The organism is Terrisporobacter glycolicus ATCC 14880 = DSM 1288 (assembly GCF_036812735.1).
GTDB lineage: Bacteria > Bacillota > Clostridia > Peptostreptococcales > Peptostreptococcaceae > Terrisporobacter > Terrisporobacter glycolicus.
The window spans coordinates 2,282,333-2,300,215 of the sequence record NZ_CP117523.1 but is presented as its reverse complement, the minus strand read 5'-3'; the positions used below and the strand labels follow the sequence as shown (position 1 = coordinate 2,300,215).

Below are 17,883 nucleotides of genomic sequence, written 5' to 3'. Positions count from 1 at the left end.
CTCTTTATTATATAAAATTTTATATTACTTATTTTTAATTATTAATTTCGTCTATATTATTACTTTTAAATAATTCATTTAATAAAGTAATTTGAGAAGAGCTAACTTTTATAGAAGCCCTGTCATTGGAAATTAAAGATGACTTTTTAAAAATGGATGTTTTTTTAGTTGAAAGTGCAAGACTATAACAAGGTTTTCCATTTATATTTTCCTTTGACCATATATATCCATTTATACTAGAAAAGGGAACAAATGAATTAAACATAAGTATACCCTCATTATATACAATTGCATTTTTTCCCTTAGGACTAAATATTGATACACTAATTGTTACAAGTAAAATAAAACTTATACTATTTATTGTTACTAAAGAAGAGGAGAATACTTCTACTGATTCAATATTATTAAATTTATTTACAAGAGATATAAAAAGTATAATACAAAATCCCAATAAAGAAATTTGAACATATTTCATAACTTTTTCATCCCAAATAGATTCCTTATAGGATTGAATATAAAAAAGAGGTTCTTCTCTAGAAAGTTCACCATCTTTTTTAATAATTCTTATAAAGTCCACAATCTCAAATATACTTTGTAAAGAAACAGTTATGGTAAGAGCTAAGTATTGAAATATTTCAAAATTGCTAGAACTATTAAAAGAAATATAGACAAAGTCGCTAGATATAAATATGAATGTAATTATTATTAGTGAAAAAATTCTAAATAATTTATTATACTTATAAATTTTATCTTTATAAATTTTACTTAAAGTATCAGGATCTCCCATTTGTTTTAAAGCCATAGTTGTGGCAGCATTGCAGCTCATACCATCCTCTGTATATTCTTCAATATAACTATAGATATGATCTTTAAGCTCATCTTTCATATCTTTTGCTTTTTCTTCTGTGGAAATAAACCTACATGCAGATTGTAGAAAGTTTTCAATAGTGTTATTTTCTATATTCATTAGTGTTGGCCCCCTAATACCAGATTCATTGTTTTGCTGAATACTTCCCATTCATTTTCACGTTTTTTCAATTCTGTTAAGCCTTTTTTTGTAATTCTATAGTATTTTCTACGCCTACCATTTTCACTTTCCCAAAAGGATTCAATAAATTTGTTTTTCTCAAGGTCATGCAAAATAGGGTATAAAGTCCCTTCTTTGAAAAGAAATACTCCACCAGATTTATTTTCTATTTCTTTAATCATCCCATAACCGTACGTTGGTTCTCTTTTTAGCGTATTCAAAATTAATGTGACAGTACTACCTTTTATAAGTTCTTTATTCACAATTAACACCTCGGTTTCCTATGTATTATAAAAAGATAGTATTTCAATTTTGGCTTAAAGTCAAGCAATACTTGAAAAATTAAAAATGTATAAAAAAAATTTTATAATAAAAATTACCTTTATAATAAAAAATATATTATAATACTTTTAATAAGACTTATTAAAAGTATTAACAAATAATAAAAAAATTTAAAGTAATAATAATTCAGTTGAAAAGAGGAAAATTAATGAACATTAGCAATACCAGAAATTTAAGAAAGATAAATCAGGAAAAAATAATTAATGCATTGATAAATAGAGATGCATGTACAAAAAACGAATTATCAATTTTGACGGGATTGTCTCTTGGAAGTGTTAACAATATTGTAGGAGATTTGTTAAAAAGTGATCAGGTTGTTGAATCTGGATATGCAAAATCTACAGGAGGAAGACCTTCGAAGCACTATGAATTAAATAGTAATTATTCTAAAAACCTATGTTTATCTATTTTTAAAAATAGTAATAGAATTCATCTTGTTTACAGGGTTTATAATTTAAAAGATGAGCTTTTAATGGAAAATAGAATTGTTAAACCTAAAATTTCAATTGAAGATATTTATGAAATTTTAGATAGTGTTTTAGAAAAAATAGAAAATATTAAAGTTATTGGAGTTAGTATTCCTGGAATTATAAAAGATGAAAAAGTAATATCTACAGGCATTGATAATTTTAATGAAATTAATATTATACAGTTGTTAAAGGAAAAATACGAGCAAAAGATTATTTTTGGCAATGATGTTAATACAGCAGCAATTGGATTTTATTTAGATCAAGAAAACTACGAAGATATTTGTTTATTATTCCAACCAGCTAATCATTGCGCAGGTGTAGGGATTATAGTAAATGGAAGAATGCTTAAAGGAATGAATAACTTGGCTGGTGAGGTTCAATATTTACCAATTGACCTTACAGATAATATGGAAATACTTTTAAATTCCAAAGAAGGTCATGAAGAGTTAATTACTAGATACACTCAGTCTATTATAGCCATGTTAAATCCTCAAGCTATTGGTATTTGTTCTACTGTTGTAGATGATTACTCAAATATTAAAGAGAATTTAAATAATATATTTAATAAAGAAGAATTACCAGAGCTAATAAAAATACATGATCTTATTGAATATATTATGTGGGGAATAAATTTGTTGTGTAAGGATTTATTAAAATCAAATCTTACAATAACAAAAAAGACAATTATATAAATCAGTAAAATATATTTATAAAATAGGAGAGAATAAAATGAGAATAGAACATGTAGCAATGTATGTAAATGATTTAGAAAATACAAAGGATTTTTATACTAAGTTTTTCGGAGCAAAAATAGATAAAAGATATCATAATTTTTTAACAGGACTTCAAACATATTTTTTAACATTTGATGATAATACTAAGCTTGAGATAATGACACGTCCTGAGATGGTAGCAATAGAAAAATCACTAACGCAAAGTGGATATATTCACTTGGCCTTTAGTGTGGGAAGTAAGAAAAAGGTAGATAAATTAACAAAAGATTTAAAAAAAGCAGGATATGAAGTGATAAGTGGACCTCGTACAACAGGAGATGGTTATTATGAAAGCTGCATACTTGGACCTGAAAATAATCAAATTGAAATAACTGCGTAATATAATAAATTGTATTAAAATATATATTGCATATAAGGTACTGAAATATTTGTTTATCATATTATAAATTAAGAATTTAAGAGGGAGGGAATTTTATGGGTTTTTATAATGAACCACTAATTTCTCCACAAATGGAAAATGTTTTTTATAATGATGATAAGTTAACTATTAGTGTTAAATTGTATTCCATGTATAATATTTACTGCAATAAAAGTGTAGCAATAAATTTAATTATTGAAGACAATATTGCAAATAAGGTATATGAGTATGCTGGAAGGGTTAAAAATGATATTTTATATGTAGATATTAGTAAAAACGAATTAAGAGATCTTAAAGAAAATAATATGGAGGCTCTAATAAAAGTAAAAGTATTTAATATCAATGGAAATATAATAGCTATAGAGGCAGTAAAGGGAAGATTATGGGAAGAAAAGGAGTTTGCAACAGCATTAGATTATAATGATGATACCTTGAAACTATTAATCACAAACAAAAATGATAATATTAATATTTTTGTTAATAAGAAAATTTTGATAAATGAAATTGATGAAATACAAAGGTATTATAGTAATTTGAAAGTATTGTTTAAAAGTGAAAAAAGTATAGGTAATATTATAGATGAAAATTCAAAATTTAATCTGATTGTTAGTGAAGGAAATTATACCTCTAATGGTATAGAAATAATCAATGAGAACTATTTTTATGTATATTATAAAGTGGAAAATCAAGATGATATTATAGAAAAAATTTTAATAGATGATGTTTTTCTAATAAGTATTATTGAAGGGAAAAGGTATAAAAATAAAATAGATAAAATAAACAAAACTAAAATTTATAAGTCAACGTATCAAGTTTTAAGGTTAAAAGTTAAAAATTATTTTTCCAAATAAAAGCTCATTGTTATTTTAAATGAGCTTTTATTGTGAAAGTAAAAACAATTCACCACTTCTTTTATTATTTTGATATACTGTATGTGAGCAACTAAAGTTGTGTAAAGAATACAAAGTAAAGAATTCACAAGTAGAAAAACTGTATTCCTTGGATGCGGTTGTATTTATATATAAAATATTTCTAGGTAAAATGAGGGTGATGAGATGAAAGTTTTAAGTGGAGGTTGTACATTAGATTGCTATGATGCATGTAAATTCAATGTATATACTGAAGACAACAATATTGCAAAAATAGAAGGAGACAAGTGCCATCCATACACTAAAGGCTTTATTTGTAAAAAAGGGCTAAAGCATGTTAAAAGACATAATCATCTAAATAGACAATATAAACCTTTATTAAAGGTTAATCATAAATGGGAAGAGATAACTTTTGAAGAAGCCATAGATATTATGGCAAAAAAGTTAAACTATTATAAAGAAAACTATGGATCAAAATCCTTTATATATTATGAACAATATGGAAGTGGAAGTCTTCTTAAAAGCATTGGAGAGATATTTTTTAATTTTTTTGGAGGCAGTTGTAAACAAAAGGGTGGTCCTTGCTGGAGTGCAGGAATAGAGGCCCAAAAAAGAAATTTTGGAGATGTAAAAAGTCATTCATTGGAAGATATGTTAAATAGTAAAACTATTATAGTATGGGGAAAAAATCCAGCTAATACAACGATACATACAATGAATATGATCAAAATAGCTCAAAAATCAGGGGCTAATGTTATTGTTATTGATCCAATTCTTACACCTACAGCAAAACAAGCTGATTTTCATTTAAGGATAAAACCTGGTGGAGATGGGGCTTTAGCTTTGGCTATGGGGAAAAGAATAATTGAACTAAACTTGCATAATGAAGATTATATAAATAAGCATGTGAAAAACTTTGATGAATACAAAGCTTATTTAGATAAGCTGAACTTAAGAAATTTATGCAAAATGTGTGGAGTGACTTTACCTCACCTAGATTTTATTGTAAAAAAATATGCAGAAATATATTCCACTATTTTACAAGGATATGGTATGCAAAAATATAATTATGGTGGAAGTACTATTGGATATATAAATACACTAGGAGCTATAACGGGCCAAATAGGATATAGTGGTGGAGGCGTTAATTATGCCAATAGAGTTTACCCAGATATATTAAACACAGATCCTTACCACAGCTATAAATATGCAGATGACGAATTTTTCTATGTAAGCAAAATAAGTGATTTTATTGAAGAGAAGAATATTAAAATGGCAGTAATAACAAAGAGTAATCTTTTAAATCAATTACCTCAGTTAAAAAAATTAGAAAAAGCCATGTCTAAAATTGAGTTCAAGGTATGTTTTGATTTATTTTTAACTGATACAGCAGAGAGTTGTGATTTATTTATTCCTGTAACAAGTGTTTTTGAAAGTGAAGATTTGCTATATAGTTCTATGACTAATCCTTACTTAACATATATTGAAAAAGCATTGGAGCCGGAAAATGATTTTATGGATGAGTATTATTTTTTCCAAGAAGTAGCTAGAAAATTAAACCTTACTAATTATCCTTATGTGGACAAAAAAGAGTATTTGGAAAAAGTTATAGAACCATTAAGAAATATAGAAAATGATATAAGTTTAGATTATCTTGCAAAAAACTATTTTACAATACATAAATGTATAGCTTGGGAAGATAAAAGATTTAAAACTGAGTCGGGAAAATTTGAGATATTTATAAATGAAAAGGCCTTAAACCCTAACAAAGTAGATGAAGAATACAATTTTAGATTATTAACAAATCATGGAAGTGACTCTTTGTTTAGTCAACATTATATGGACTACGAAAACAAAGCCAAAGCTTTTATTAATAAGAAGATGGCGTCTAAATATAAATTTTATCAAGATGATTTGATAAATATGGAATCAAGTGAAGGAAAGATAGAAGTTTTAGTACAAATTGATGATTCTATTTGCGATGATGTGGTTATGATGTATGCAGGTTGGTGGAAAAAACACGGAAATCCTAACTGGATAATAAAATCTGGTATATCAGATATAGGTGGCCAAGTAACTTATAACGAGACTTTTGTGAAATTATATAAATATTAAAATATAAACTAAGATTAGATGTAATAAAGGGGGCTGGATACAAAAATATCCAGCTCTTATTTTTTGTTTTTAGTAAATATTTAAAAAACTTTTGCTAAATATGATTATTATTTAAAATATGTCATAAAGTATAAGTATAAATTTAGAATACATATTAGATTTAGCCATTTGAATTTTTTATAAAGTAATGTTACAATGGGCAAAGTAATTGGAATAATAAGGATGTGAACTATATGAAAAAGAAAATATTGCTTCTAATAATGATTTTTATACTTATAATGGGATTAGGTAATTGTATTTATTCTAAAAATAGTCAACTCTCTAAAAGTGAAAAAATAGAGGACTTTGAATATTTGTACAGTAACATAAAGAAAGGATATCCTTATTTAAATGTAAATAAAAGACGTTATAATGTGGATTGGCTAGAAAATAAAGAAAAATATTTAAAGAGAATTGAAGATACGCCTGATGATGAGAAGTTTATGGAAGAAATGTCATTAATAGTAGGCGATTTACATAATCGACATACGGAATTAATAGATAATAAAAGTAGGTTTGAACTTTTTAAAACAGCATATTCAAATAATAATTGGTATGATTTTCTGAGTGATGAAAAAGTTTTAAACAGATATAATTCCATAAAACCAAAGATAAAAATGTCAAAAGATTATTTCTTCAAAAAAGAATTGACTTTAAAAGATATAATTAAAGATAAGGTTGGGTATATTTATTTGCCATCAATGTCCTCAAGTGGTGGATCTTTTAATGAAGATTTCAATAAAATAGGCGATTACATTGATACATTAGAAAATCATAAAGCTTTAATTATTGATATAAGGGATAATAAAGGTGGAAGTGATAGTTATTGGCAAGGAATATTATCTAAACTTATAAAAGAGGATAGGAAAGTAAGTGGTTATAGAATTTATAGAAATAACAGTAAAGCAATTAAAAATTATACAAAAAAAAGAAATATAAAATTACAGCCCATAAAAAATTTACCAGAGCATATAAAAAAGAATGGACCAAATGAAATTTTAAAACAATTTACTGATTTTGAAAATACGTCTTATACTATAAAAGGTAATCCTAATTTGAAATTCAAAGGAAATATATATTTACTTGTGGATGGAAAGGTATTTTCATCATCAGAGTTATTTTCTATGTTTTGCAAAGAAACAAAATTCGCAACAATAATAGGAGAGTCTACAGGAGGAGATGGTGGAGTTATTGATCCTGTATTAATTAATCTAAAAAATAGTGGTTTAATTGTTAGAATGGCTAGCTGTATGTATTTAGATAAAGATGGAGTATGTGATGAAGAATTAAAAGTGGTTCCAGATTATAAAATAGAAAATTGTGAAAAAACTTCTGATTTTAAAAATGATAATTGTATAAAAAAAGTATTAGAAATAGAAAAGCTTAATTAATAAATTTATAGGGGGGAATATATGAAAAAAAGATTAACCCAGTCTATAAAAAATCCTGATAAAATAAAGAATTACTGGCTTAAGGAAAAGAAGACAGTAATTCTACTCACTGTATTTGGGGTTTTGTACAATGTGGGGATGGTTGCTAGGCCTATTTATCAAGGAAAACTAATTGATGCTTTAATTGCAAAGATTAGTTTTAATAACTTAATAAACCTAGCGTTAACATTTATATTTATTACTTTTATGGTTCAATTTTTCAGATATTATAAAAGGTATTATGTGAGACAATTTGCCAATAGAACAACAGCAACTATGAGATTTATGCTTTACAATAATATTTTGCACAAAACTGAAAAAGAGTTAAGTGAAGAAAATATGGGCAGTATTATGACAAAGACCATTTCTGATGTGGATGTTTGTGTGGAGGGTATGAGAAAATCTACTACAGAAGTATTTGACACAGGAGTGCTCTTTGTATCATATTTAATAACCCTTTTACAGTACGATGTGAGAATAACATTATATGCTTGCATCTTCATACCTGTTGCCATATTGATTGCAGAAAAACTAAAAATAATTATATTTAAATTTACAAAAGCTTATAGAAGTCAAATATCTAAAGTATCAGATATAACTTACGATATGATAGATAATGCAATTTTATACAGGCTTTATGGTAGAGAATCTGATAATAAAACAATTTATGAAAAAGAACTAGAGGACTTTGAAAGAAAAGCAATTACAGCAAATGTATGGGAAAATGCCATGCAACCAATTTATAATGTTATTGCCATGGGTGGAATTGTATTCGTCATAATTATGATGGGAGAAAAGGTTTATAAAGGTAATTTTACTATTGGTGAATTTTCTGCTTACATTTCAATATTTTCTGTTATGGCAGTAAAAGCCAGTAGAATTGCCAAACTATTTAACACAATTCAAAAATCTAGAGTATCTTGGAATAGGATAAAGCCTTACTTAAAAGAATACATTCAAATTGATAAAAACTTAGGTAAAATAGAAGAGAAAACAAAAATTGAAGTTAAGAACTTATATTTTAAATATAGCGAAGAATATATAATAGAAAATCTTAATTTTCAAGGAATAGAAAATCAAATAATTGGAATAACAGGACCTATAGGTTGTGGGAAATCAACCATAGGGAAAATATTTTTAGCAGATTATGACTATGAAGGCAGTTTAACAATAGACAAGAAAGAACTGCGAGATTATAGTGAATATGAAAGAAGTAAAATCATATCTTATTTAGGACACAATCCTCATTTAATTTCAGACACTATTTACAACAATATAACTTTAGGAGATGAAGGTGATATATCTCATGTACTTAATATGGTTTGTTTTCATGAAGATTTAAAATTTATGGAACATGGAATAGATACTCTAGTAGGTAATGGTGGAATAAGACTTAGTGGAGGTCAACAAGCCAGAATTGCTTTAGCAAGAACTCTTTATCATAAATATAAAATATTAATATTAGATGACCCCTTTTCTGCAGTTGATATGAATACGGAAAAAATTATAATAGATAATTTAAGAAATCATTACAAAGACTGCTTAATTATACTAATTTCCCATAGACTATCAATTTTTAAATACTTAAATGAAATCATATTAATAAATGATGATAAAACTTTAGAATATGGAAATCACGAAAAATTATTAAATTCATCTAAGCTGTACAATCAACTTTATTCTTTACAGCAAAGAAAAGAAGGTGATGAAGATGAGTAGAAAGCATATAAAAATCAACAGTAAGGTTGTAAAATTAATAATAAATGTATTTAAAGAATATAAATTACTTACTTTTTTACTTTTTTTTATAATAATTGGAGCTATTGGTTTTAGTTTGGCAACACCTCAAGTACTAAAATATGTTATAGATGATTATTTAACAGTTGGAGGAAAAAATCTGTTATTTCCATCATTATTATACTTTGCAACAATTGTACTTCTTGGTATTTTTAACTTTGGAAAAGAAGGAATCATAACTATATTTGGTCAAAAAATAATAAGAAAAATTAAAGAAGAAATGATGATAAAGCTGGAAAAAATACCTATAGGATACTTGTCTACAAATGAAAGTGGATCCATAGTATCTCGTTTTTCCAATGATGTGGAAGCTGTAGGTTCATTATTTACAAGTGGTATAGTCAGCATGTTTGTAGATGCTTTTAAGATTATAGGTATTGTAATTTCTATTTGGATTTTTAGTTACAAACTTGGATTTTTAGTTTTGTTTATAATACCTGTAGTATATTTTTTGACTAGAGAATTTCAGAAAAAAATGTTAAGTGCCCAAAGATTATATCGTGTTTTAACAGCTAAAGTAAACAACCATATACCAGAAAGTATAAATAATATACAAATGATTAAATCTTTTGCAAAAGAAGAATATATGGAAAATAAATATGTGGATTATTTAGATGAAAGTTATGAAGCTATGGACAAAATAAATTTCTATGACTCAATTTTTTCTCCTATAATTTTGGTACTGAGAGCAATTGTCATAGCCATTGTAGTTATTTTATCCAGTGATCATTTATCTTTCTTAGGAATTTCTATAGGTACTGTTGCAGCAGCCATAGAGTTAATAAACAATATATTTACACCAATAGAAAATCTAGGTATGGAACTACAAAATATTCAACAGTCCATAGCAGGAATTTATAGAATAGACGAATTCTTAAATGAAAAAGAAGAAACAAAGAAGAATATTGATTTTACATATGAGAAAATTATAAATAATAACTTAAATATAGAACTTAATAATGTAAACTTTCACTATGAAGAAGGTGAAAATATTTTAGAAAATATATTTCTTAGCATAAAATACAAAGAAAGCGTAACTTTTGCAGGAAGAACAGGTGACGGAAAGACAACACTTTTTAAATTAATTCTTGGACTTTTGGAGCCAAGTAGTGGAAGTGTTACTTTAAGTAATGTGAAAGTTAGTGAAATACCAAATGATGAAAAGCGAAAAATCTTTGGATATGTGGAGCAGTCTTTTTCTTTTATTAAGGGAAGTGTAGGGGAACAAATTAGTTTAAAAGATAAAAAAATAAGCAAAGAAGATATAGAAAATGCCATGAAATTTGTAGGTTTACATGATTATATAATAACTCTAGAAGAAGGATATGACACATTTGCATCTCCTCATCTTTTCTCACAGGGGCAAAGACAATTACTATCAATTGCAAGAGCCATTGTAACATCACCACCAATTATGTTACTAGATGAAATTACAGCAAATTTAGATTCAGAAACAGAAGAAAAAATTATTTCTGTACTTAAAAGTGCTTCTTCTGAAAGAACTGTACTTTCTATTTCTCACAGATTATCATCTGTTTTAACAAGTGATAGAATAATTAAACTGGAAAATAAAAGCATAGTCATGTAAAATATAAAGTTAAAATCCTCCTCCAAAAATTAAAATATTATAAATTTTTAACATGAGATAGTATTAGTAATAAGGACAATCCATGATAAATAAATAATATATGAGGATTAAATAATTGGGGGAGGAATTTTTATGACATTCAATAATAAAAAAGTAATAATTGATGCAGCTTATGGCAGCATAACTAATAAATACGCAGATGATAAAGTTATATTAGTTGGGGAATTTCCTGATGAAAAAAGCAATTATGCAAACAGCTTACAACTCGTTATAGATAGAGAAAATGATTTACCCCTTACTATAAATGTTCCATATGATGGATGCAATATGCAACTCTTTGTTGGGGATTTTACTGGAGATAGAATAGATAATATAATGATTAGGGGAGAATATAATAATACACTTGTTGATAAAAATGGACATAACAATTTAATCAATTATGAACTAGGTGTGATTTATAAATATGAAAATGAGAAGTTAATTGAAATTTTTAATATGGAAAAATATAAAAACAATAATTTACCCTATGCTAAATTTAAAAATAATTATAGAACTTCAGTATATTGTAATAAGAAAAAATATTTAATAGACTTATCTACAAGATCTAAAGAGTATTTAAATGGGATTTACGATGAAAATAAAAAGGTAAAAACAAATTTAATACCAACTGTAGACAACCCAAGTGGAATTTTTCCCATAAAAGAAGTTTTTAATGATTGCTATAATTTGCTTATTTATCAAAAAATTGTGGGAATTAATAATAGCGACGTTATTGGAACAATTGAAACACTAATTAATCTAAATTATAATAAGATAAATATTATATATGAAGGATTATTGTCATTTCCTTACGAAGAAGTTGGTAAGTTAAAGAATGAAATGAAAAATCAGTTTAAGGAAAGAAGAAAAATACTTGAAGGTAGCAGGTATATAAAAACATATTTTTCAAAAAATAAAAATAATAACAATCGAAATGATGATTTAAACTTAATAATAAAATCCATGGATGAAGAATTTAACACACTGTATGTTGATGCATATTTACTTAACTTGAAAAGTTATGAGATAAAATCATTAAGTAATTTGAAAGTAATATTAAAAGATGATCAAGATAGAATAGTAGGAAATAAAGTTTTTAATAGAGTTGATATAGGTGAAGGTTTAAAACCAAAAGATAGAATGAGAATATTATTATCTTTCTTTTCAAATGAATACAATGTATTTGATGATTTAGATATAAATAATTTAACTTGCGAAATTAATTATGATGCAAGAAGTTAAAATTTTTCAGAAAAATTATATAGAAATATTTAACATATAATAATATAATGACTATAATACAAATTGATAAAAATCCATTATATATAAATGAAAACAATTAGGAGGATAACTTATGAAACAATGTATGGATTCAGATAATATACACAGAAGAATGAAAAAAATAATAGGTCAGTTGAATGCAGTTGATAGAATGGTAGACGAAGATGTGCCTTGTGAAGATATAATTATGCAAATTAATGCAGCAAAGTCAGCTCTTCATAAAGTGGGGCAAATAGTTTTAGAAGGTCATTTACATCACTGTGTTAAAGAGGGGATAGAACATGGAGATGCAGATAAAACAATAGAAGATTTTGCAAAGGCAATTGAATACTTTTCAAGAATGTAAAATAATCAAATATAAATTTTATAAAACAAGGTTGTTTAGCGAGGAGCTAATAACCTTGTTTTATTTTTAAAAAACAAATATTCTTGTTGCTAAATTATACCCCTATGGGTATAATTTAGGTATACCTAGGGGGGTATATTTTAATAAGGAGGAGTAAGCATATTATGAAAAATATATTTAAAGATGAAATAAAAAGAGACATTTTATTTTTGCTCATATCAGGAATTGCACTTATATTTAGTTTTAGTCATATAAAATTATTTAATTTAGACTTAGCTTGGATTTCCATAATACTTTGTGGTATTCCCATCATAAAAGAAGCTATAGAAGGTCTTGTTACAGAGTTTGATATAAAAGCAGATGTACTAGTATCTATGGCACTTATTGCATCAGTTATAATTGGAGAGGTATTTGCAGCTGGTGAAGTGGCATTTATAATGCAAATAGGAGCTTTTCTTGAAGAATTTACAGTTAGAAAATCAAGAAAAGGAATTGAAAAACTAGTACATTTGACACCTACATTAGCAAGGGTAATAGTAAATAATGAAGAAAAATCTATTAATGCAAAAGATGCTAAAGTTGGAGATATACTTAGAGTTAATCCAGGAGAAATAATACCAGTGGATGGAGTAATTACAAAAGGTAAAACATCTATAGACAATTCTATTATGAGTGGGGAATCTATCCCACTTGATTTAAGTGAAGGAGATAGTGTGTATTCTGGGGCAGTTAATCAGTTTGGATCTTTTGAAATGAAAGCAACAAAGGTTGGAGAAGATAGTTCTATTCAAAGAATGATAAAGTTGGTACAAAGTGCAGATGCCAGTAAAGCAGAAATAGTAGGTGTTGCAGATAAATGGGCAACATATATTGTTATAGCTGCTTTTTCCAGCGCTATTTTAACTTGGCTATTAACGGGAGAAATAATAAGAGCAGTTACAATTCTTGTTGTTTTTTGTCCTTGTGCATTAGTTTTAGCAACTCCAACTGCTATAGTAGCAGCCATAGGAAATGTTTCAAAACATGGTATTTTAGTAAAAGAAGGAGATGCACTAGAGAGACTTTCACAAATAAGTAAAATTACTTTTGATAAAACAGGTACTTTAACTTATGGAAAGCCAAAGGTTGAAGAGGTTGTAAGTGTAATGAATAATTTAAACAATGAAGAACTTTATGAAATGGTTGCTTCATGTGAACTGTACTCAGAGCATCCTCTTGGTAGGGCAATAGTATCTTCTTTTAAAGAAAATCACAAAATAGAAATAGATTCTCCGCAGGAATTTGAAATAATTCCAGGTAGAGGAGTAGTTGCAAAAGTAAATAATAAAAAAATAATAGCTGGTAATAAACATCTGCTTTTAGATGAAAAATTTAAAAGAGACGAAATTAGATTTATTAGAGAAAAATATAAAAATAAAGGCAAATCAATAATTTATATTGGAATAGATGATAAAATTGGTGGTTACGTAATACTTAGTGATACACTTAGAGATGAGTCTAAGTTTATGATAGAAAGTATAAAAAATTTAGGAATAACACCTGTTCTTTTAACTGGAGATAATAAATATGTGGCAGAAAGTATTGCATCTCAAGTTAATATAAAAGAAGTAAAATCAGAATGTTTTCCTCAAGATAAATTAAAAGTAATTGAAGATAGCCAAGAAAAAGAAAAGAAAATGGTTTGTATGGTTGGAGATGGAATAAACGATGCTCCAGCTCTTAAAAAGGCATTTGTAGGAATTGCCATGGGCGGCGTTGGTAGTGATATAGCAGTAGATGCAGCCGATATTGTACTTGTTAGAGATGATATAGATAATTTACCTCATTTATTAAAATTATCAAAACATATGATGAAGACGATTAAAATAAATCTTACTTTTTCCATGGGACTTAATTTTGTGGCAGTTATTCTTGCCATGACAGGTATGCTAGGTCCTGTAGTAGGAGCTCTTGTTCATAATGCTGGCTCAGTTTTAGTTATTATGAATTCTGCCTTACTGTTAAAATATAATAATAAATCAAATGAAAATGAAAAATACTTAAAAAATGAAACATCAAGAAAAAACATAGAAGTAAGTTGTTCAAGTTTATAAAAACACATAAAAAAAAATCCTTGCTTTACCGATCAAGCAAGGATTTTAAAATATATTATAAAAAGGGGTTTTTAGGGAATATATTTATTTGGGGAGTAATCAGTTATTGGGGAAATAACTGTATATTTATAATAACAAAGTTCGACAAACTTCGCAAGAATAAAATTTTATTTTTATGAAAAAAATTATTAAAAATAAAAAGAATATAGATTAAAATCTCTACACAGGATTACCTGATTTACAATTATTTAATTAATGATTTTAACAATATTCACATCACAAACTTCTTCAGTTTTTGCTATGGAAAATAAAAAAGAAAAGGATATAGCAGTAAATTTACCACATTGGTAGAAGGATTAAAAGCTGAAAACAAGGATAAACTTAATGATATTTTACTATATCATGTGGCTAAAGGAAGTTTGATGCTAAAGAAGTATTTATTAATGACTCCAAAGTGATTATAACATATATAATGGCGATAAATGGAATTATACATGTAATAGATACAGTATTACTTCCATAAATAAATTAAAGAAATAAAAAAGTATTTTATGATATTAATTAAATCATCAAATACTTTTTTTATTTGACGTTATTAAATGTAAAGTAGTATAAACTGTATGCCCACATAAAGAGCAGAAAGTCCTACTAATGTATATATAATTCTACTTATGGAACTTATATTACCAAAATCTCCTCCTCCAGCTAGTAGGGCAGCTACTAAATCAAATTTAAATAATCCTACTAGCCCCCAGTTAATAGCTCCAATAAGAACTAAAGTAAGACAAATGTTATAAACTATATCCATTATAATTCCTCCTTAACTAATAATTGTAATTAGTTTATGCAAAAAAAGGATAATAATTCAAGTGTCATATATAAAAATAAATGTAAACCTATAAAAATAAAAAGGTTGACACAAATAAAAATCATAACTATACTTCTAAGTATAAACTTATAAAATTTAGGAGAACTAAAAATGATTGAATTAAAAAATAAAACATCTAAAATAGTTATTTGTGGCTTATTTGCAGCAATGATTGCCATAAGTGCATTTATTCAAATACCAATACCAAATCTTGATTATTTTACACTACAATTTTTATTTGTATTGTTAGCAGGTATGTTACTTGGATCAAAACTTGGAGGAATTTCAGTATTGGTATATGTTATAACAGGTCTTATGGGATTTCCTATATTTGCAGCAGGTGGAGGACTTACATATATACTAAGACCTAGTTTCGGATATTTGATAGGATTTATATTATGTGCATTTGTTACAGGATTTGTTTGCGAGAAAATAAAAAGTAAGAAAATATCTAAGTACTTAATAGCAGCTTTTTGTGGTTTTTTAGTTACTTATGCCATTGGTCTTACATATAAATATTTTATTTTAAATTTTTATATGGGAACTAAAATGCCTTTTTTAGCAATATTTCTATCATGTTTTCCGCTAGACATTCCTGGAGATATAGTTTTATGTATTACAGCTAGTTTAGTAGGTTCAAAATTAAGTAAATATGTAAAAAGAGAAAATGTAAATTATGCTTAAAGCCGTATTTTAATTTTAATATTAGTAAACATAGTAATTTAAGAAGGAGTTGGAATTATGCTTAAAAAAATTAGTGAAACAATAATCAATGAAGAATTAATAGATAAAGATACTGCTTTAAGTTTATTAAAATATGATACAGAAGATTTATGCAAAGAAGCTGACAAAATTAGAAAGCACTTTTGTGGTAATGAATTTGATTTATGTACCATAGTAAATGGTAAAAGTGGCAGATGCTCAGAAGACTGCAAGTTTTGTGCTCAATCTAGTCATTATAAATCTGAAGTTGAAAATTATGAATTATTAGATACAAATTCAATGAAAAAAGAAGCAATTTATAATGATGAAAAAAATGTAGGTCGTTATTCTGTTGTTACAAGTGGGAAAAAGTTAAGTTCAAAAGAAGTAGACTCCCTATGTGACACATATATAGAAATAAGAAAAAGTTGTAAAATTAAATTATGTGCTTCTGGCGGTTTATTAACTTATGAAGAGCTATGTAAATTAAAAGAAGCAGGTGTAATAAGATATCATAATAATCTAGAAAGTAGCAAAAGATTTTTCTCGCAAATATGTACTACTCATACTTATGATGAAAAAATTGAAACTATAAAAGCTGCTAAGAAAGCAGGCCTTACAGTTTGTTCTGGTGGAATAATGGGTCTTGGTGAAAATATGGAAGATCGTATCGATTTAGCATTTACACTTAGAGATTTAGGGATAACTTCAGTGCCTATTAATATACTAAACCCTATAAAAGGTACACCATTAGAAAATAATAAAGTATTAACATTGGACGAGGTAAGAAAAATAGTCGCTATTTATAGATTTATTCTACCTAACGCACAACTTCGTTTGGCTGGAGGGAGAGGTCTCTTAGAAGATAAAGGATTAAGTGTTTTCTCATCAGGTGCCAACGCTGCAATTACAGGAGATATGTTAACCACTTCTGGAATTACTATTGATGAAGATATGAAAATCATAAAGAAACTTGGATATGAGGTGAAGTGTAATGAATAAAGGTGTATTTATTACAGGTACTTCCACAGATGTGGGTAAAACTTATGTTAGTTCTTTAATAGTAAAAAATCTTAGAGAAAATAATGTGAACTGCGGATATTTTAAAGGAGCTTTAAGTGGAGCTTATTTGGAAGATAATGAATTAATACCTGGAGATGCAAAGGAAGTATGCATTAGATCAAATTTAAATTACAATCCGAAAGACTTAGTAAGTTATATATTTAAAGAACCGGTATCTCCTCACTTAGCAGCAAAAATAAATAATGAATTTATTGAGTCAAATAAAATAAAAGCAGATTTTGATAAAATTAGTAAGAATTACGACTTTATGGTTGTTGAGGGATGTGGAGGAATTATTTGTCCTTTAAGATTTGATGATAAAAAAATAATGTTAACTGATATTATAAAATTACTAAATCTTCCTATTATTATAGTTGCTGATGGAGGACTTGGAACAATAAATGATACAGTTCTTACAGCAGAATATGCCAAATCTCAAGGCTTTTCAATAATAGGCATTATTCTTAATAACTATGATGAAAATAATATGATACATATTGATAATAAAAAAATGATAGAAGATTTAACTAATATACCTGTTATTGTTTGTGTAAAAGAAGGTGATGAAAATATAAATACATCTTTAAAGGAAGTAATTTAAAAATAAAATATATTCAAGTAGAAAAGGATGGCTAATGCCATCCTTTTTATTTTGATTAATAT

The 17,883-nt window shown here is 26.7% G+C and carries 17 protein-coding genes; 14 read left to right on the top strand and 3 right to left on the bottom strand.

Annotated elements, in window-relative coordinates:
* Positions 1 to 34 precede the first annotated feature (34 nt).
* Together TEGL_RS11350 and TEGL_RS11345 are read right to left on the bottom strand one after the other, a co-directional pair.
* Positions 35 to 967, bottom strand: coding sequence for a permease prefix domain 1-containing protein (locus tag TEGL_RS11350; RefSeq protein ID WP_018590623.1), 933 nt, complete (start codon positions 965 to 967; stop codon positions 35 to 37).
* A complete protein-coding gene (locus tag TEGL_RS11345; protein WP_018590624.1) occupies positions 967 to 1,290 on the bottom strand; it encodes a PadR family transcriptional regulator in 324 nt (107 codons plus the stop codon). The genes TEGL_RS11350 and TEGL_RS11345 overlap by 1 nt, the downstream gene beginning before the upstream one ends.
* Positions 1,291 to 1,517: 227 nt before the next feature.
* On the opposite strand from TEGL_RS11345, the gene TEGL_RS11340 reads away from it, so the two are divergent.
* From TEGL_RS11340 to TEGL_RS19810, 11 genes are all read left to right on the top strand, one after another.
* Positions 1,518 to 2,531, top strand: a complete 1,014-nt coding sequence (locus TEGL_RS11340) for an ROK family protein (protein WP_018590625.1) — start codon at positions 1,518 to 1,520, stop codon at positions 2,529 to 2,531.
* Positions 2,532 to 2,568: 37 nt separating this feature from the next.
* Positions 2,569 to 2,952 (top strand): VOC family protein, encoded by a 384-nt coding sequence (locus tag TEGL_RS11335; protein ID WP_018590626.1) that lies wholly within the window; start codon positions 2,569 to 2,571, stop codon positions 2,950 to 2,952.
* A gap of 95 nt (positions 2,953 to 3,047) precedes the next feature.
* Positions 3,048 to 3,842 carry a hypothetical protein gene (locus tag TEGL_RS11330; RefSeq protein ID WP_018590627.1) on the top strand — a complete coding sequence of 265 codons (795 nt, stop codon included), beginning with the start codon at positions 3,048 to 3,050 and terminating at the stop codon, positions 3,840 to 3,842.
* A 204-nt stretch (positions 3,843 to 4,046) separates the two neighbouring features.
* Positions 4,047 to 5,975: a molybdopterin-dependent oxidoreductase gene (locus TEGL_RS11325; protein ID WP_018590628.1), complete on the top strand. Its 1,929-nt coding sequence runs from the start codon at positions 4,047 to 4,049 to the stop codon at positions 5,973 to 5,975.
* Between the two features lie 233 nt (positions 5,976 to 6,208).
* The gene (locus TEGL_RS11320; protein ID WP_018590629.1) at positions 6,209 to 7,405 is read left to right on the top strand and encodes a S41 family peptidase; all 1,197 of its coding nucleotides are present in this window, start codon (positions 6,209 to 6,211) and stop codon (positions 7,403 to 7,405) included.
* 21 nt (positions 7,406 to 7,426) lie between these two features.
* Positions 7,427 to 9,163 carry an ABC transporter ATP-binding protein gene (locus tag TEGL_RS11315; protein WP_018590630.1) on the top strand — a complete coding sequence of 579 codons (1,737 nt, stop codon included), beginning with the start codon at positions 7,427 to 7,429 and terminating at the stop codon, positions 9,161 to 9,163.
* Entirely contained in the window at positions 9,156 to 10,829 is a 1,674-nt protein-coding gene (locus TEGL_RS11310) for an ABC transporter ATP-binding protein (protein WP_018590631.1), read from the top strand. Before TEGL_RS11315 ends, TEGL_RS11310 begins: the two co-directional genes overlap by 8 nt.
* A gap of 132 nt (positions 10,830 to 10,961) precedes the next feature.
* Positions 10,962 to 12,110: a hypothetical protein gene (locus TEGL_RS11305; protein ID WP_018590632.1), complete on the top strand. Its 1,149-nt coding sequence runs from the start codon at positions 10,962 to 10,964 to the stop codon at positions 12,108 to 12,110.
* A 112-nt stretch (positions 12,111 to 12,222) separates the two neighbouring features.
* Complete coding sequence (locus TEGL_RS11300; protein WP_018590633.1) at positions 12,223 to 12,495, top strand: metal-sensing transcriptional repressor; 273 nt, start codon at positions 12,223 to 12,225, stop codon at positions 12,493 to 12,495.
* Positions 12,496 to 12,659: 164 nt separating this feature from the next.
* Positions 12,660 to 14,588 (top strand): heavy metal translocating P-type ATPase, encoded by a 1,929-nt coding sequence (locus TEGL_RS11295; protein ID WP_018590634.1) that lies wholly within the window; start codon positions 12,660 to 12,662, stop codon positions 14,586 to 14,588.
* A 454-nt stretch (positions 14,589 to 15,042) separates the two neighbouring features.
* Positions 15,043 to 15,111: a fasciclin domain-containing protein gene (locus TEGL_RS19810; RefSeq protein WP_242827325.1), complete on the top strand. Its 69-nt coding sequence runs from the start codon at positions 15,043 to 15,045 to the stop codon at positions 15,109 to 15,111.
* A 72-nt stretch (positions 15,112 to 15,183) separates the two neighbouring features.
* On the opposite strand, the gene TEGL_RS11290 is transcribed toward TEGL_RS19810, so the two are convergent.
* Positions 15,184 to 15,396, bottom strand: a complete 213-nt coding sequence (locus TEGL_RS11290) for a DUF378 domain-containing protein (protein WP_018590635.1) — start codon at positions 15,394 to 15,396, stop codon at positions 15,184 to 15,186.
* 171 nt (positions 15,397 to 15,567) lie between these two features.
* Here TEGL_RS11290 and TEGL_RS11285 point away from each other — a divergent pair, with 171 nt between their 5' ends.
* The 3 genes from TEGL_RS11285 to bioD are packed head-to-tail and all read left to right on the top strand — an operon-like array spanning position 15,568 to position 17,821.
* On the top strand, positions 15,568 to 16,140 hold the full coding sequence (locus TEGL_RS11285; RefSeq protein WP_018590636.1) for a biotin transporter BioY: 573 nt from the start codon (positions 15,568 to 15,570) through the stop codon (positions 16,138 to 16,140).
* A gap of 57 nt (positions 16,141 to 16,197) precedes the next feature.
* Positions 16,198 to 17,160 carry a biotin synthase BioB gene (gene bioB, locus TEGL_RS11280; protein ID WP_018590637.1) on the top strand — a complete coding sequence of 321 codons (963 nt, stop codon included), beginning with the start codon at positions 16,198 to 16,200 and terminating at the stop codon, positions 17,158 to 17,160.
* Complete coding sequence (gene bioD, locus TEGL_RS11275) at positions 17,153 to 17,821, top strand: dethiobiotin synthase (RefSeq protein ID WP_018590638.1); 669 nt, start codon at positions 17,153 to 17,155, stop codon at positions 17,819 to 17,821. The genes bioB and bioD overlap by 8 nt, the downstream gene beginning before the upstream one ends.
* The last annotated feature ends 62 nt before the right edge of the window (positions 17,822 to 17,883 follow it).

Coding starts and splice junctions, on each gene's coding strand:
- TEGL_RS11350 (WP_018590623.1), bottom strand. CDS start 967: ATGAATATAGAAAATAACACTATTGAAAACTTTCTACAATCTGCATGT.
- TEGL_RS11340 (WP_018590625.1), top strand. CDS start 1,518: ATGAACATTAGCAATACCAGAAATTTAAGAAAGATAAATCAGGAAAAA.
- TEGL_RS11335 (WP_018590626.1), top strand. CDS start 2,569: ATGAGAATAGAACATGTAGCAATGTATGTAAATGATTTAGAAAATACA.
- TEGL_RS11330 (WP_018590627.1), top strand. CDS start 3,048: ATGGGTTTTTATAATGAACCACTAATTTCTCCACAAATGGAAAATGTT.
- TEGL_RS11325 (WP_018590628.1), top strand. CDS start 4,047: ATGAAAGTTTTAAGTGGAGGTTGTACATTAGATTGCTATGATGCATGT.
- TEGL_RS11320 (WP_018590629.1), top strand. CDS start 6,209: ATGAAAAAGAAAATATTGCTTCTAATAATGATTTTTATACTTATAATG.
- TEGL_RS11315 (WP_018590630.1), top strand. CDS start 7,427: ATGAAAAAAAGATTAACCCAGTCTATAAAAAATCCTGATAAAATAAAG.
- TEGL_RS11310 (WP_018590631.1), top strand. CDS start 9,156: ATGAGTAGAAAGCATATAAAAATCAACAGTAAGGTTGTAAAATTAATA.
- TEGL_RS11305 (WP_018590632.1), top strand. CDS start 10,962: ATGACATTCAATAATAAAAAAGTAATAATTGATGCAGCTTATGGCAGC.
- TEGL_RS11300 (WP_018590633.1), top strand. CDS start 12,223: ATGAAACAATGTATGGATTCAGATAATATACACAGAAGAATGAAAAAA.
- TEGL_RS11295 (WP_018590634.1), top strand. CDS start 12,660: ATGAAAAATATATTTAAAGATGAAATAAAAAGAGACATTTTATTTTTG.
- TEGL_RS11290 (WP_018590635.1), bottom strand. CDS start 15,396: ATGGATATAGTTTATAACATTTGTCTTACTTTAGTTCTTATTGGAGCT.
- TEGL_RS11285 (WP_018590636.1), top strand. CDS start 15,568: ATGATTGAATTAAAAAATAAAACATCTAAAATAGTTATTTGTGGCTTA.
- bioB (WP_018590637.1), top strand. CDS start 16,198: ATGCTTAAAAAAATTAGTGAAACAATAATCAATGAAGAATTAATAGAT.
- bioD (WP_018590638.1), top strand. CDS start 17,153: ATGAATAAAGGTGTATTTATTACAGGTACTTCCACAGATGTGGGTAAA.